15 protein-coding genes and 1 other RNA gene are annotated in these 14135 nt (G+C 68.1%); 10 read left to right on the top strand and 6 right to left on the bottom strand.

The annotated features are described in order from the left end of the window. Nucleotides 1-33 precede the first annotated feature (33 nt). From H7A87_RS16975 to H7A87_RS16955, 5 genes are all read right to left on the bottom strand, one after another. On the bottom strand, nt 34-594 hold the full coding sequence (locus H7A87_RS16975) for a DUF1415 domain-containing protein (RefSeq protein WP_119128282.1): 561 nt from the start codon (nt 592-594) through the stop codon (nt 34-36). A gap of 154 nt (nt 595-748) precedes the next feature. Next, nucleotides 749-1570, bottom strand: coding sequence for an alpha/beta fold hydrolase (locus H7A87_RS16970; protein ID WP_119128283.1), 822 nt, complete (start codon nt 1568-1570; stop codon nt 749-751). Next, the gene (locus H7A87_RS16965; RefSeq protein WP_119128284.1) at nt 1557-3296 is read right to left on the bottom strand and encodes an ATP-binding protein; all 1740 of its coding nucleotides are present in this window, start codon (nt 3294-3296) and stop codon (nt 1557-1559) included. The genes H7A87_RS16970 and H7A87_RS16965 overlap by 14 nt, the downstream gene beginning before the upstream one ends. Beyond that, nucleotides 3289-3753, bottom strand: coding sequence for a hypothetical protein (locus H7A87_RS16960; protein WP_119128285.1), 465 nt, complete (start codon nt 3751-3753; stop codon nt 3289-3291). Before H7A87_RS16960 ends, H7A87_RS16965 begins: the two co-directional genes overlap by 8 nt. Before the next feature lie 133 nt (nt 3754-3886). Continuing rightward, nucleotides 3887-4372 carry a YajQ family cyclic di-GMP-binding protein gene (locus H7A87_RS16955; RefSeq protein WP_016903460.1) on the bottom strand — a complete coding sequence of 162 codons (486 nt, stop codon included), beginning with the start codon at nt 4370-4372 and terminating at the stop codon, nt 3887-3889. Between the two features lie 106 nt (nt 4373-4478). Here H7A87_RS16955 and H7A87_RS16950 point away from each other — a divergent pair, with 106 nt between their 5' ends. The 6 genes from H7A87_RS16950 (at nt 4479) to H7A87_RS16925 (ending at nt 8913) form a co-directional block, all read left to right on the top strand. Beyond that, nucleotides 4479-5375, top strand: coding sequence for a DMT family transporter (locus tag H7A87_RS16950; RefSeq protein WP_104583234.1), 897 nt, complete (start codon nt 4479-4481; stop codon nt 5373-5375). Between the two features lie 176 nt (nt 5376-5551). Beyond that, nucleotides 5552-6559 (top strand): methionine ABC transporter ATP-binding protein, encoded by a 1008-nt coding sequence (locus H7A87_RS16945; RefSeq protein ID WP_119128286.1) that lies wholly within the window; start codon nt 5552-5554, stop codon nt 6557-6559. Continuing rightward, nucleotides 6556-7251, top strand: a complete 696-nt coding sequence (locus H7A87_RS16940; protein WP_104583236.1) for a methionine ABC transporter permease — start codon at nt 6556-6558, stop codon at nt 7249-7251. Before H7A87_RS16945 ends, H7A87_RS16940 begins: the two co-directional genes overlap by 4 nt. Before the next feature lie 136 nt (nt 7252-7387). Then, nucleotides 7388-8191 carry a MetQ/NlpA family ABC transporter substrate-binding protein gene (locus H7A87_RS16935; RefSeq protein ID WP_024940265.1) on the top strand — a complete coding sequence of 268 codons (804 nt, stop codon included), beginning with the start codon at nt 7388-7390 and terminating at the stop codon, nt 8189-8191. Nucleotides 8192-8253: 62 nt separating this feature from the next. Continuing rightward, nucleotides 8254-8330, top strand: a non-coding RNA gene (locus H7A87_RS16930) — sX9 sRNA. Nucleotides 8331-8355: 25 nt separating this feature from the next. Further along, the gene (locus H7A87_RS16925) at nt 8356-8913 is read left to right on the top strand and encodes a DUF1453 family protein (RefSeq protein ID WP_119128287.1); all 558 of its coding nucleotides are present in this window, start codon (nt 8356-8358) and stop codon (nt 8911-8913) included. 261 nt (nt 8914-9174) lie between these two features. Here the strand turns inward: H7A87_RS16925 and H7A87_RS16920 are convergent, their stop codons facing one another. After that, nucleotides 9175-9846, bottom strand: a complete 672-nt coding sequence (locus tag H7A87_RS16920) for an OmpW family outer membrane protein (RefSeq protein WP_016901022.1) — start codon at nt 9844-9846, stop codon at nt 9175-9177. Between the two features lie 184 nt (nt 9847-10030). On the opposite strand from H7A87_RS16920, the gene H7A87_RS16915 reads away from it, so the two are divergent. The 4 genes from H7A87_RS16915 (at nt 10031) to H7A87_RS16900 (ending at nt 14122) form a co-directional block, all read left to right on the top strand. After that, nucleotides 10031-10549 carry a DNA-deoxyinosine glycosylase gene (locus H7A87_RS16915; protein ID WP_104649349.1) on the top strand — a complete coding sequence of 173 codons (519 nt, stop codon included), beginning with the start codon at nt 10031-10033 and terminating at the stop codon, nt 10547-10549. 233 nt (nt 10550-10782) lie between these two features. Continuing rightward, nucleotides 10783-11577 carry a DUF2884 family protein gene (locus tag H7A87_RS16910; protein WP_119128288.1) on the top strand — a complete coding sequence of 265 codons (795 nt, stop codon included), beginning with the start codon at nt 10783-10785 and terminating at the stop codon, nt 11575-11577. Between the two features lie 128 nt (nt 11578-11705). Beyond that, entirely contained in the window at nt 11706-13478 is a 1773-nt protein-coding gene (locus tag H7A87_RS16905; protein WP_119128289.1) for a dihydrolipoyllysine-residue acetyltransferase, read from the top strand. Further along, nucleotides 13475-14122: a hypothetical protein gene (locus tag H7A87_RS16900; protein WP_119128290.1), complete on the top strand. Its 648-nt coding sequence runs from the start codon at nt 13475-13477 to the stop codon at nt 14120-14122. Before H7A87_RS16905 ends, H7A87_RS16900 begins: the two co-directional genes overlap by 4 nt. Nucleotides 14123-14135 lie beyond the last annotated feature (13 nt).

Genomic DNA, 14135 nt, shown 5'->3' with positions numbered 1-14135 from the left:
GCACCGCTGGTGCCGCCGCACGCGCTGTGGCGGTCAGTTCTGCGATGCGCTCAACAACCGTTCCCAGCCGTCCTGGCCCAGGCGTTCCAGCGTCTGGATATTGCGTTCGACGATCACGTCCGGGTCCGGGAACGCGGCCACCGCGCGCTCCACGCTGTCTTCGCGCAGCAGGTGCAAGGTGGGGAAGGGCGAGCGGTTGGTGAAGTTGGCCACGTCATCCACCGCCGCGCCTGCGAACTGATAGTCCGGATGGAAGCTGGCCACCTGCAGCACGCCGTCCAGATCCAGCGCGTCCACCGCCGCGTCGGCGTTGTCGAGGAAGTCGTTGTAGTCCAGGAAATCGGTGAGCACGTCCGGATGCACGATCAAGGTGGTGTCGATCTGCTCGGCCGGCGTGTCGCGCAGCAGCACCAGCTCCTCGGCCAGTTGTTCGAGCAGCGCCTCGGGCGTGCTGGCATCGCTGAGCACCAGCCGCACCTGCTCCTTGACGTAGACCGCCTTGGCGAACGGGCACAGGTTCAAGCCGATCACCGCGCGCTCGATCCACTGGCGGGTGGCGGTCAACGGATCAAGCGTGGCAGGCGTGGGCGTCATCGTGGCGGCGGCGTGATGGTGGGCCAGTGTATGCGATCGCTGCCGGCGCGGCCGCCAGTGCCACTGCGGCGCCGCGCCGAGCGGGCGCGGCCGACACGGCGAGCCGAGTGCGGGGAAAACCCGCGGCAGTTGCAGCGCTCACGCGGATACGGCGTCATCGGCGTGCGCCCTTGAGGCCGACATGCGCGCGCAAGAATGCAATGGAGGCCTGCGCAACCGTATCGGCGTGCGGGGTCTTGTGCGGCGAGCCGATCGCATGTGCGCCGGTATCGAAGGCCATCGCGCAGGTGTGTGCCGGCGCGCTGCCGAGCGCGGCGAACATGGCCAGCATCGCCGGCACCGAGGCGGTTGGATCCTCCTCGCCGTTGGCAGCGCGGTAATAGCCCAGAAACACCGGGCAGCGCACGCGTGGCCAGGGTGGATCGGCGGCAACCGCGTCGAACAGGCTGCGCAGCGCGCGGAAGCCGTCCGGGTGGATGGTGCTCGACCAGAACGCCAGGGATGCGGCGGTGCGCGGGCGTGGGTCGGTCAATGGCGTTTGCGCGGCGCAGACCTGATCCAGCAGCGCCGGGTCGGCCGGCCGGATGCCCGGTGACCAGGCAATCACCGCAGCCACCGCATCGGGCCGTTGCGCCGCCAGCCACAAGCCCAGCGTGGCGCCCATGGACGAGCCGACGATCGCCACGCGCGCGCCCATGCGCTGCGCCTGCGCCAGCGCATCCAGTGCCGAGGCCTGCAACACCGCCGGCGTCAGCCCCTGCATCGCGTCGGCCGCGCTGCGGCCATGCCCTGGCCACCGGTGCACGTACAGGTTGGCAGCCAGCGCATCGGCGATCTGCTCGGGCAGGTCGCCGGCTTCTCCCGGGCTGGCGGTGAACCCGTGCAGGTACAGCAGTGCCAGCGGTGTGCGCGTCTGCGCGCCGGCATGCCAGTGCTGGCGCGCCGCGTTGCCCGGTTTCAGGTCAGCCGGTTGCATGGGGGGCCTGCGCGCCCAGGATGGCCAGCAACTCGTGCGCGTTGATCGGCTTGGACAGATAGCCGGCAACGCCGGCAGCGGTGGCCTCGTGCATCGAATCGGTGCGGGTGTCGGCGGTCAGCACGATGATTGGCGGCAGGGCGGCGATCGCCTCGCGCGCCTCCCGCAGCGCGTCCCAGCCCGAGGTGCCGGGCATGTGCAGGTCGAGGAACACCAGATCCGGCGCCGCTTCGCGGATGCGCTGCACCGCGTTGCTGCCATCGCTGTGAAAGCTCACCCGATGCCCGGCGCGGGTGAGCAGGTTGCCGATCACCAGCCGATTGGTGTCCAAGTCCTCGAACACCAGGCAATGCAGCGGCGGCACCGTCGCGGCATGCTGCTGCAGGGCCTCGCGCAGCGCCGGCGGTCGGCTGCGGTGCGCCGCGGCGGCAGCCAGCTCGAAGGTCCAGCGAAACACGCTGCCGCCGCCGGGATTGTCGCGCACGCTCAGGCTGCCGCCCATCGCGTCGGACACCGACAGCGCAATGTACAAACCCAGGCCGACCCCGCCCTCGGTGCGGTTGAAGCCGGTGCTGAGCTGGGTGAAGGGGGTGAAGATGTAGGCCTTCTGGTCGTCGGCAATGCCGATGCCGGTGTCGGTCACGGTCACCGAAATCGCCCAGCGCTGCTGCACCTGCGTGGCGGCGAGCAGCACGTCCACCGACCCACCGGCCGGGGTGAACTTGATCGCATTGATGACCAGGTTGGTGATGACCTGTTCGATACGCCCCTCGTCGCCGATGAGGTCAGGCGTCTGCGCCGCATCGCTGCGCAGTTCCAGCGCCACGCCCTTGGTGGACGCGGCACTCGCGCACACCGCTTTGACCGTGGCCAGCACATCGAGCAGGCTCAGCGGCTTGCTGTGCAGCTGCAGCCGGCCACCGTCGATGCTGGCCACGTCGATCACTTCGTTCACGCGGTGGCGCAGCGCGATCGCATTGACCGTCATCGCCTGCATCAGTTCGCGTTGTTGTGCCGACAAGGTGTCGCCATCGATCAGCTGCGCGCAGTTGATGACCGCGTTCAACGGTGTGCGCAGTTCGTGATTCATGGTGCTGATGAAGCGGCTCTGCGCATCGCGCGAGGCCAGCGCCTGCAGGGCGATCTCCTGCATCGCGCTGACGATGCGCGCCACCAGCAGCGGCAGTACCACGCTCAGCGCCACCGCATACACGAAGTAGGCAGGGCGCGAGAGCCAGTAGCCGGCCGGCGCGGTCAACAGCATCAGCACGAAGGTGCTGAGCAGCACCGGCAGCGTCGCCTTCTGCCCGTAGCGCGCCACCGCGGCGATGGTGATGAAGGGCAGGAAGGCATTCAGCGACATCAGCAGGATGAAGGCCAGATAGGTCTGGATGCCGATGAACAGCAGGTTCATCGCAAACCCGACCGCATCCAGCCACTCGCCGGGCGGGATGAGCCTGCGTCGCACCAGCACCATCCAGACCACCGCCAGCCCCCACAGCATCGCCGCGGTGGGGAACACCGCCTGCGCATCCCTGACCAGCACCGGCTGCGGCCCGTACAGCCAGCCGAAGCACCACAGGGCCACGATGGTCTGCACGATCACCCGGCCGACGCAGGCGCGGTATTCCAGGAACGATTCGAACAGTCGCACGAGCCGGTCGTTGCGCAGCTGCCGGGCGGCCAGAATCAGGCCGGGCGCTGCACGGTTGGATCCACTACGCATCGGGGCCGGTGTCGTCGTTGGGGAGGGTGCGTCGGTAATTCTTGACCAACAGGCCGGCCGCGGTCGCAATGGCGGTGTAGCGCTGCGCAAGCGCGCACCCGAGTTCGCCGCCGTCGACATCGCCGCGCAACTGGTCGCAGGCGTTCATCAGTTCGGCAGAGCCGGTCAGCGAGAGCGTGTTCTTGAGCGAATGGATCTGCTCCAGCGCCTGCGCCTGGGTGGTGCCGGCCTGGCCGAGCGTGCAGCTGGCGATGGCGCGCTGCACTTCCGTCGCATAGGCATCGGCAAACGCTGCAGCCGCGAGCGGGTCCAGCCCGGCCAGCGTGTGCAGCGTCGAGCCGGCTTCGATGCGTGGCTGTGCGTGCGTCATGGCGCACGCCGTCCCGGCAGCGGGCGGCGCCTGCGGCACCGTGGCCAGGTGCGCGCGTTGCAACAGGCTGGAGAGCAGGCCACGCATGCTTGCATCAGCTCCGTAACGCGCCGGCGCGCGCGTGGCCGATGCCTGGGTAACGGGCGGCCGACACACCGCGCTGCGCGGCCCGCCTGCACAGCGCGGCACAACAAGGCGCCGTGTCAGCCACAACGCGTGCTCAGTCGCGGAAGTTGTCGAACTGCAACGGCAGCTCGAAATCGGCCTTCTTCAGCAGCGCCATCGCATCCTGCAGGTCGTCGCGCTTCTTGCCGCTCACGCGCAGCTTGTCGCCATTGATCTGCGCCTCGACCTTGAGCTTGGCCTCCTTGAGCTTGGCGACCAGCTGCTTGGCCTGTTTCTGCTCGATGCCCTGCTTGACGGTGACCTTCTGGCGCGCACCGGCCAGGTTGGTCTCCATGTCGCCGAACTCCAGGCAGCGCACGTCGATGCCGCGTGCCAGCAGGCGCGCGCGCAGGATGTCGGTCATCTGCTTGACCTGGAAGTCGCTGGGCGCGGACTGGTTGATCGCCTTGCCGTCCTCCAGCTCGAACCTGGCTTCCACGCCCTTGAAATCGAAGCGTGTATCCAGCTCGCGATTGGCCTGGTCCACCGCATTGGTCAGTTCGTGCTTGTCGACTTCGGACACCACGTCGAAGGAAGGCATGCAAAGCTCCTGCTCTCTATAAACAGCCGCCATTCTAGGGCATCGCGTCGTCGCCCCGGTCCACACTCGGTTGGCAGTCTGCGCGCAAGCGCAGCGATAATGGCCCATGCCCACCACCCGCTCTCCGCTTCCCGCCATCACCTGGATGGTGGCCGCCGTGGCCTGCTTCTCGCTGATGGACGCGGGAATGAAGCTGCTGTCGGCGCATTACCCGCCGCTGCAGGTCACCTTGCTGCGTGGCGCCGCCTCGCTGCCGTTCGTGCTGGTGTGGGTATTTGCCACCGCCGGCCCGCGCTCGATCGTGCCGGTGCGCTGGGGCCTGCACCTGCTGCGCGGGGTACTGGGCATGGTGATGATCGGCTGCTTCGTCTACGGCCTGAAGCGCATGCCGCTGTCCACCGCCTACACGCTGTATTTCGTCGCCCCGTTGCTGGTGGCGGCGCTGTCGGTGCCGTTGCTGGGCGAGCGGGTCGGGCCACGGCGCTGGACGGCGATCGGGATTGGCCTGGTCGGGGTGATCGTGGTGTTGCGCCCGGGCGTGGACGGGCTGATCTCGCTGCCCGGGCTGATGGTGCTGCTGGCGGCCACCGCCTATGCCATCGCCGCCATCAGCGTGAGTCTGCTGACCCGCACCGACACCCCGCAGGCGATGGTGGTGTCGTTCCTGCTGTTCATGGCGGTCGGCGCCGGCCTGCTGGCCATTCCCGACTGGGTGCCGTTGCGGGGCGAGCACGCCTGGCTGATCGCCGGCATGGGCCTGGCTGGCGCACTGGGGCAGATTGCGCTGACCCAGGCCTTCCTGCGCGGCGAGGCCTCGATGATCGCGCCGCTGGAATACACCGGCCTGGTCTGGGTGATCGGCTTGGACTGGCTGCTGTGGCAGACCCTGCCCGATGGCTGGACCTGGACCGGCGCCGGCATCATCGTCGCAAGCGGGCTGTATTTGCTGCGGCGGGAGCGGATACGGCAGGCGGATCGCCCGGCGGCGTTGGATAGGCCGTGATTCTGAAGTCGGGATTGGGGATTCGGGATTCGGGATTCGCAAAAGTCAGGGCGCCTTGCCGTTGCTCTAACGAATCCCCAATCCCGACTCCCGAATCCCCACGGTTAGAACCTAATGGAATATCGTCCGCAAACATTGACTGGTAGGCTTCACGGCCCCCCAATCGGCCACGCGCGGTGATCCAGTTTCAGCGCCTGCACAAGTCTTATTCCGTTGACGGTCGCCAGGTCGTGGCGCTGCATCCCCTCGACCTGCGGATCGGCCCCGGCGAGGTGTTCGGCATCATCGGCCACTCCGGTGCCGGCAAATCGACGCTGATCCGGCTGATCAACCGGCTGGAAGAACCCAGCGGCGGGCGGCTGCTGATCGGCGAGGAGGACGTCACCGCGCTGGACAGCCAGGGCCTGCGCGCGCTGCGCCGGCGTGTCGGGATGATCTTCCAGCACTTCAACCTGCTGTCCTCGCGCACCGTGGCCGGCAATGTGGCGTTTCCGCTGGAACTGGCCGGTACCCCGCGCGCCGAGGTCGATGCGCGCGTGGCCGAGCTGCTGGCGCGGGTCGGGCTGGAGCAGCACGCCGGCAAGTATCCGGCGCAGTTGTCCGGCGGGCAGAAGCAGCGCGTGGGCATTGCGCGCGCGCTGGCCACCCGGCCGCAGATCCTGCTGTGCGACGAGGCCACCAGCGCGCTGGACCCGCAGACCACCGCCTCGGTGCTGCAACTGCTGGCCCAGATCAACCGCGAGCTGGGCCTGACCATCGTGCTGATCACCCACGAGATGGACGTGATCCGCCGGGTCTGCGACCGCGTCGCGGTGCTCGATGCCGGCAGGCTGGTGGAAACCGGCCCGGTGACCGAGGTGTTCCTGCATCCGCAGCACCCCACCACCCGGCGCTTCGTGTCCGAGGCCGAACACGTGGACGAGGCCGAGCTGCATCGCGACTTCGCTGCGGTGGGCGGAAGCATCGTGCGGCTGACCTTCCTGGGCAACGGCACCTATGAACCGGTGCTCGGCCGCATCGCCCGCGAGACCGGGGTGGACTACAACATCCTGTCCGGGCGCGTGGACCGCATCAAGGACACCCCGTATGGGCAGCTCATCGTCGCCCTGACCGGCGGCGACCATAACGCGGCACGCGCCGGCTTCGTCGCCGCCGGCGTGCATGTGGAGGATTTGCGCGCATGACCCTGTCGATCGCGACCACCAGCGGGTTTTTCCGCAATCTCGACGCCGGCAAGTGGGGCGACATCGGCCAGGCCACCCTGGACACCCTGCTGATGCTCGCCGGCGCGCTGCCGCTGACGCTGTTGATCGGGCTGCCGCTGGGGGTGGCGCTGTTCCTGTGCGGCGCCCCGCAGCTGCGCCGCCGCCCGGTGCTGTACGGCGTGCTCGCGGCAGTGATCAACCTGCTGCGCTCGGTGCCCTTCATCATCCTGATGATCGCGATGATTCCGCTCACGCTAACGCTGATGGGCACCTCGCTGGGCGTGCGCGGCGCGATCCTGCCGCTGGTGGTCGGTGCCGCGCCGTTCTATGCGCGGCTGGTGGAGACCGCCTTGCGCGAAGTGGACCGCGGGATCATCGAGGCCAGCCAGGCGATGGGCGCCACCACCCGCCAGCTGGTGCTGCGCGTGCTGCTGCCCGAAGCCCGGCCGGGCCTGATCGCCGGTGCCACCGTGACCACCATCGCGCTGATCGGTTTCACCGCGATGGGCGGTGCGATCGGCTCCGGCGGGCTGGGCGATGTCGCGTACCGCGAGGGTTATCTGCGCTCGCATTCGGATGTCGCGCTGATCACCGTGATCGCCCTGCTGGTGCTGGTGCAGCTGCTGCAGATGCTGGGCGACTGGCTGGTGGCGCGCTACAGCCGGCGCTGAGGTCTGCCGCGACCGGGTGCCGCGTGGCGCGGAGGGCCGCGCATGCGGCATGCGCTTGCGAATCGCCGCTGCACCCGCGGTCTGCTAGGTTTACCTCTTGCGGCAGTGCCGCATTCCTCCTCCCACGGACCCCTACATGAGCACATTCGCGTTTCGTTCCCTCCTGGCTGCGGCCACGCTGGCCCTGGCTTCCTGTGGCGGTAGCGGCGGCAGTAGCGGCGGCGACACGCTGACGGTGGCCGCCACCGCGGTGCCACACGCCGAGATCCTGGAGGTGGTCGAACCGCTGCTGGCCAAGCAGGGCGTCAAGCTGGACGTGCGCGTGTTCAACGACTACGTGCAGCCCAACGACCAGGTCGTGCAGAAGCAGATCGACGTCAATTATTTCCAGACCGAGCCATATCTGGATGCCTACAACCGCGACCGCAAGAGCCAGCTGGTGACCGTGGTCGGCGTGCATATCGAACCGTTCGGCGCGTATTCGCGCCGGTTCAAGGCATTGGCCGAACTGCCCAACGGTGCCGACGTGGTGATTCCCAACGACCCGAGCAACAACAGCCGCGCGCTGATCCTGCTGGACAAGGCGGGCGTGATCAAACTCAAGGACCCGAGCAACGCCCTGTCCAGCCAGCGCGACATCGTCGAGAACCCCAAGCAGCTGAAGTTCCGCGAACTCGACTCGGCGATGCTGCCGCGCGTGCTCGACCAGGTCGACCTGGCGCTGATCAACACCAACTACGCGCTCGACGCCGGCCTCAACCCGACCCGCGACGCGCTGGCGATCGAAAGCAAGGACTCGCCGTACGTGAACTTCCTGGTCTCGCGCCCGGACAACAAGGACGATCCGCGCGTGCAGAAGCTGGCCAAGGCCTTGACCAGCCCGGAAGTAAAGGCGTTCATCGAGCAGAAGTACAAAGGCGCGGTGTTGCCGGCGTTCTGAGAGCGGCTAATAAACCGACTGCGCTCACCGCCAGGCGGGCGCGGTCGCTGCTCGGCGTCGGCATGCACCACGCGGACACGTCGGTTCCGAGCGCGCCGTCCACGTCCACCTGACGGCCGCGCGCTACGTCGTGCTGGTCACTCCTTGCCGCCACCGAGCATCCGATGCCACTTCTCCTCGCCATTCCGCTGGCCGTGATCATCGCCCTGGCGGTACTCGCGGTGCTGCTGCCGTTGTCGCTGGTGCAGCGCTTCCGTGTCGGTACCGCGCGGCGGCAGGCGCGTGGCTGGCTGTTGATGATCAATCTGGTCTCGGCCGGCCTGTCCACCGTGTTGTTCGTGATCTTCGTACTGATCGCCGCCGCGTTCTGGCCGGGCGCGATCAGCCACGCCGCCTTTGGCTGGGCCTGCGGGTTGGCTCTAGGGCTGCTGGCGTTGCGCCTGACCCGCTTCGAGCGCACCCAGCAGGGCCTGTTCTACCGGCCCAACCTGTGGCTGGTGCTGGCCCTGACCGCGCTGGTGGTGGTGCGCGTGATCGCGGGCATGGTGCAGGGGTGGCGCAGCACCTGGCAGGGAGCGGCCTGGCCCACGGAAGGGTGGCTCAGCCACTCCAGCCTGTTGGGCGCGGCCGGCGTCTTGCTCGGCTACGCGCTGGCCTATGCCACCTTGCTGTGGTGGCGCTGGCGCAGTGCGCGCCTGCGCGGCAGCGTCTACTGGCGGTGAGCTGGCGCGCGTACGTAGCGAATGGCGGTGCTTCACTGGCACTGGCACCACCGGTATCACCCGCACCGGCAATCGCAATCGCACTGGTATGGAAGGGCACGGACGCGGGCGGGCTATCCCTCGCACGCAGCGTTCCCACGCAGATCGCGTGCGAGATTCAGCGCTTCGCAATCGATGCAGCACCGCGCTTTCCTCACGCATAAAAAAACGGGCCTTGCGGCCCGTTTTTGTTCGACTGAAACGTCGCTTGCCTGCGCGTGCTTAGAAGCGCGCGCCGACGCCGAAGCCGACGGTCCACGGATCCAGTTCCAGCTCGCTGCCGGTGCCCTGGCCGCCCACGCGCAGTTCCGGACGCGAACGCATGTAGCGGGCGTCGGCACGTGCGAACCAGGTGGAGTTGATGTTCATGTCCACGCCGACGGTGCCGATGACACCCTTGGCGGTGTCCAGGCCCACGTGCTGGCCGGTGGCCGACGCCGCGTCGATCTTCTCGTTGCTGAAGTTCGACTCGTAGTAGCCCACGCCCACGAACGGACGGAACACGTTATCGGCCTGGCCGAAGTGGTACTGGCCGCTGATGGCGATCGGCTGCTGCTCGACGGTACCGATCTTGCCCACGCCATCGGCGTTGACACGGTGGTTGAACTTGTCGGCGGCGCCCCACAGCTCAACGGCCCAGTTGTCGTTGATGTAGTAGCTGGCGCTCAGCGTCGGCGCCGGGCCGCCATCGACGTCCAGGCCCGGGGCCGGATCGTTCTTCGGCTTGATCAGCGCAACACCGCCGACCACTGCCCAATGCTTTCCGGAGGCGCTGTCGGCGCTGGTGGAAGCCGAGGAGGTATCGCCGGTGTAGGTGGTGTCTTGTGCAAATGCAGACGGGGCAAACGCAAGTGCGGATACGGCAGCCAGGCTCAGGATGGAAATGGCACGCATTGGGGGTCTCCTCAGTATTCTTGTTGGGCCCGTGGAGTGGGCCGCGCCAAAGCTATTCCTGAAAATCTGAATCCACGCCCACCCGTGGCTCGCTAAAATTTCGTTTGTTCAGCAAGTTTCCGGAGAAGGCCGTGGCTGCAATGGGCAAGCTGAAAAAGGCATTCACGCAGATGCGACCGTTGTGATGAAAACCGACATCTTGCAGGGCCTTCCAGCGCACATTCCTAACGATTGCCGTGTCCTGGTGCTCGGCTCGATGCCTGGCAACGCCTCGTTGCAGGCATCGATGTACTACGCCCATCCGCGCAACCGTTTCTGGCCGCTGATGCAGGCATTGCTGGGCATCGATGCCGGGTTGGCGTATCCGGCCCGGCTGCAGGCGCTGGCCGGCTGCGGGATCGGCCTGTGGGATGTGATCGGCCAATGCGCGCGGCGCGGCAGCCTGGACACGGCCATCGTTGCCAGCAGCATCGTGGTCAACCCGCTGGCGGCGCGGCTGGCCACGCTGCCGCAGCTGCGCGCAGTGGCCTGCAATGGCGCGGCCGCCGCGCAGGCATGGCGCCGGCATGTGTGGCCGCTGCTGCCGGGTGCGCTGCATGCAGTGCCGGTGTGGGCGTTGCCATCCACCAGCCCGGCCAATGCGGCATGGTCGCTGCCACGGCTGTGCGACGCCTGGCAGCCGCTGCGCGACGCGCTGGATTAACGAGGTTGGATCGCCACCCAGCCACTCCACGATCAAGGCATCCGTGGGGCGAAGGGCGCCGTTGGCGCCAGCTGCCCGCATGCGGCCGGTCCAGCCAGCACGTGTGAGCACCGCAGTGCCGGCCGTGCTGGCGACGGCGCAGCCAGCGGCCGGAAGTCATGCCAGCCTCCGGCACGGGCAAGTGCGCCTCCTGCGCAGGCATGCTGCCCTCAACGCATAACGGAAACGACCAGATGGCGATCAAGCACGCACGACCGAGGGCAGCGGGCCTGCTGCTGGGCCTGCTGGTCGCCGGACAGGCCGCCAGCGCCGACGATCTGCACTGCAACGTCAGCAGCGACTACGACCTCACGCTCAACCCGCGCAGCGTGATCCTGATCCGCACCCCGGGTACCTCGGGCACGTCGGACACGTCGGACACGTCGGGCGCGCCGCAGCGGCTGGTGCTGCGTCAGGGCGCGTTGTTCGTCGACGACCACTGGGTCGCATTGAGCGCGGACGACCGCGCCCGGTTGATCCAGTTCGAGCGGCAGACCCGCGAGGTAGTGCCGCTGGCGCAGGAGGTCGGGCGCGAAGCGGCCGATATCGCCGTCACCGCGCTGGGCGAGGTGGCGGCCGGCTTCAGCCGCAGCCCCGAGGCCACGCGCGTGCAACTGGCGGCCGTGCGCGAAAAGATCGACACGCGCCTGAAGCAGAGCTTCGGGAAAAGCCAGCTGACCTCGATCGATATCGATGACGACATCGGCGCGATGGTGGCCGAGCTGCTGCCGCAGCTGATCGGCGATGTCGTCGCCGGCGCGGTGCAGTCGGCACTGACCGGAAACGATCTGCAGCTGCGGTCGCTGGAGGGGGTGGAAACGCGCATCGAGCGCCTGATCGAGCCGCAGGCGCGTGCACTGCGACCACGCGCGCAACGACTGTGCGCACGGGTCGAAGCGCTCGACGGCCTGGACAATGCGCTGGCGTATCGTTTGCCCTCGGGCGAGCCATTGCAACTGTTGCGGGTCGATCGCCACGCGTCGAAATGATCCGGCGCCTGCGCCTGCGAACGCTGCGTCCCGCCCGATGCGCGACTTTTTCCACGGCAATGGTTGGCGCTGCGGGCCGCAGCCGGCCACAATAGGGGTTTCCCCATTCTGTTGCCGGAGTTCCCCGTATGGCCGAAATCAAGGAAGCACTTGTCCCCGATATCGGTGACTACAGCGATGTCCCGGTAATCGAGGTGCTGGTGTCGGTCGGCGATACGGTCAGCAAGGACCAGAGCCTGGTCACGCTGGAATCGGACAAGGCCACGATGGAAGTGCCCTCGTCGGTGGCCGGCGTGGTCAAGGAGATCAAGGTCAAGGTCGGCGATTCGCTGTCGCAGGGCGCGCTGGTCGCGCTGATCGAAGTGGCCGACGCCGGCGCCGAAGCCGCCGCGGCACCTGCACCGGCCGCCGCTCCCGCCGCCCCGGCCAAGGCCGCTGCCGCGCCGGCGCCTGCCGCCAAGGCCGAGCCGGCCGCGCCCGCCGCGCCTTCGGAAGGCGGCCTGGTCGAGGCCCGCGTGCCCGATATCGGCGACTACACCGACATCCCGGTGATCGAGGTGCTGGTCGCCGTCGGCGATACCGTCGCCAAGGACCAGAGCCTGGTCACGCTGGAATCGGACAAGGCCACGATGGAAGTGCCGTCCTCGGCCGCCGGCGTGGTCAAGGAACTCAAGGTCAAGGTCGGCGACACGCTCTCGCAGGGCAACGTGGTGGCGATCATCGCTGCCAGCGATGGCGGCGCCGGTGCGGCGCAGTCTCCGGCCAAGCCCAGCACCGACACCGCCGAAACCGCCGGCAAGGTCGAGCCGGTCGCGGTGTCCGCGGTGCCGGACAAGCTGGCCCAGCGCGAGATCGCACAGGTGCAGGGCGCTCGCTCCAGCGGGGCCGCGCAGCCTGCGCAGGGCGGCCAGCCGTCCGCCGGCAGCCCGTCCAGCCCGCCGGTGACCTTCGATGCCGACAGCGTGCTGCCGTCCAAGGTGGCCTACGCCAGCCCGGTGGTGCGCGTGTTCGCCCGCGAGCTCGGCGTGGACCTGAACCAGCTCAAGGGCAGCGAAAAGGGCGGCCGCATCACCCGTGAGGACGTGCAGCGCTTCGTCAAGGCCGCTCTCAGCGGCGGCGCGCCTGCCGCCGCCGGTGCTGCGCCGGCCGGTGGCGGCACGGGGCTGAACCTGCTGGCCTGGCCGAAGGTGGACTTCAGCAAGTTCGGCGAGACCGAGACCCAGCCGCTGTCGCGCATCAAGAAGATTTCCGGTGCCAACCTGGCGCGTAACTGGGCGATGATTCCGCACGTCACCCAGTTCGAATCGGCCGACATCACCGACCTGGAAGCCCTGCGCGTGGCGCTGAACAAGGAAAACGAGAAGGCCGGCATCAAGCTGACCATGCTCGCCTTCCTGGTCAAGGCCAGTGCCGCGGCGTTGAAGAAGTTCCCCGAGTTCAATGCCTCGCTGGATGCGGCCGGCGAAAACCTGACGTTGAAGAAGTACATCAACATCGGCTTCGCCGCCGATACGCCGAACGGCCTGGTCGTGCCGGTGATCCGCGACGTCGACAAGAAGGGCGTGCTGCAGATCGCGCAGGAAAGCGGCGAGCTGGCCAAGAAGGCGCGCGACGGCAAGCTCGGCCCGGCCGACATGAGCGGCGGCTGCTTCTCGATCAGCTCGCTCGGCGGCATCGGTGGTACCGCATTCACGCCGATCATCAATGCGCCGGAAGTGGCGATCCTGGGCGTGTCCAAGTCGGCGATGCAGCCGGTGTGGAACGGCAAGGAGTTCGCACCCAAGCTGATGCTGCCGTTGTCGCTGAGCTACGACCACCGCGTCATCGACGGCGCGCTGGCCGCACGCTTCACCACCTACCTCAGCCAGGTGCTGGCCGACATGCGCCGCGTCCTGCTGTGAGAGCAGCGCTGCTGACGCTTGCCCTGCTGGGCGTGCTGCCGTGGACATCGGCGGCGGCACGCCAGTGCGAGAGCACGCTCGGGCGCGGCTGGCCGCCGGCGGTGGGCAACTACGGCACCGCGGTGACCACGCTGCTCGACGCCGGTACCAGGCCGAGCCTGGCGTTGCTGACGCTGCCTACCCGCGGCGTGGAAAGCGGGATGTCGCTGGTGCCGGGCAAGGATGGTGCCGACTGGACCCTGCGGCATAGCCGCGCCGATGAGCGCGTCTACAGCTGGGTCAGCCAGAGCGACCGCGGCAGCGTGCAGTTCCGCACCGAGCAGACCCCGGAAACGGTGGAGATCCCGATCCCGGCGGCGTTGGCAAGGCGCCTGGTCAGCCACTGGAGCGGCGCACTGACGCAACTGGCGCCAGCCGGCCGCAGCGCGCCGGTGAGCGAGGGCGAGGTGCTGTCGTTCCAGGTCGATGGCGTGCGTTACAGCGGCACCCGCCCGAGCTGCGGCGCTGGCGAGCTGCTGCTGCAGCAGGCCGCGTTGCTGATCGAAGCCAGCGAAACCAAGCAAAACAAGCGCGACAAGCGCTGGACCCAAATCGAATCGTCGCTGGATGAACTCCAGCAGACGCTTGCCGGCACGGCCGGTTGAGCCACAGGAGAAG

The sequence above is a fragment of the Xanthomonas sp. CPBF 426 genome (genome assembly GCF_903989465.1).
Classification (GTDB): domain Bacteria; phylum Pseudomonadota; class Gammaproteobacteria; order Xanthomonadales; family Xanthomonadaceae; genus Xanthomonas; species Xanthomonas euroxanthea.
This window is presented reverse-complemented; position numbering and strand designations above follow the sequence as displayed.

Coding starts and splice junctions, on each gene's coding strand:
- H7A87_RS16970 (WP_119128283.1), bottom strand. CDS start 1,570: ATGCAACCGGCTGACCTGAAACCGGGCAACGCGGCGCGCCAGCACTGG.
- H7A87_RS16915 (WP_104649349.1), top strand. CDS start 10,031: ATGAAAACCGACATCTTGCAGGGCCTTCCAGCGCACATTCCTAACGAT.
- H7A87_RS16905 (WP_119128289.1), top strand. CDS start 11,706: ATGGCCGAAATCAAGGAAGCACTTGTCCCCGATATCGGTGACTACAGC.
- H7A87_RS16940 (WP_104583236.1), top strand. CDS start 6,556: ATGACCCTGTCGATCGCGACCACCAGCGGGTTTTTCCGCAATCTCGAC.
- H7A87_RS16950 (WP_104583234.1), top strand. CDS start 4,479: ATGCCCACCACCCGCTCTCCGCTTCCCGCCATCACCTGGATGGTGGCC.
- H7A87_RS16955 (WP_016903460.1), bottom strand. CDS start 4,372: ATGCCTTCCTTCGACGTGGTGTCCGAAGTCGACAAGCACGAACTGACC.
- H7A87_RS16975 (WP_119128282.1), bottom strand. CDS start 594: ATGACGCCCACGCCTGCCACGCTTGATCCGTTGACCGCCACCCGCCAG.
- H7A87_RS16920 (WP_016901022.1), bottom strand. CDS start 9,846: ATGCGTGCCATTTCCATCCTGAGCCTGGCTGCCGTATCCGCACTTGCG.
- H7A87_RS16935 (WP_024940265.1), top strand. CDS start 7,388: ATGAGCACATTCGCGTTTCGTTCCCTCCTGGCTGCGGCCACGCTGGCC.
- H7A87_RS16960 (WP_119128285.1), bottom strand. CDS start 3,753: ATGCGTGGCCTGCTCTCCAGCCTGTTGCAACGCGCGCACCTGGCCACG.
- H7A87_RS16910 (WP_119128288.1), top strand. CDS start 10,783: ATGGCGATCAAGCACGCACGACCGAGGGCAGCGGGCCTGCTGCTGGGC.
- H7A87_RS16965 (WP_119128284.1), bottom strand. CDS start 3,296: ATGCGTAGTGGATCCAACCGTGCAGCGCCCGGCCTGATTCTGGCCGCC.
- H7A87_RS16925 (WP_119128287.1), top strand. CDS start 8,356: ATGCCACTTCTCCTCGCCATTCCGCTGGCCGTGATCATCGCCCTGGCG.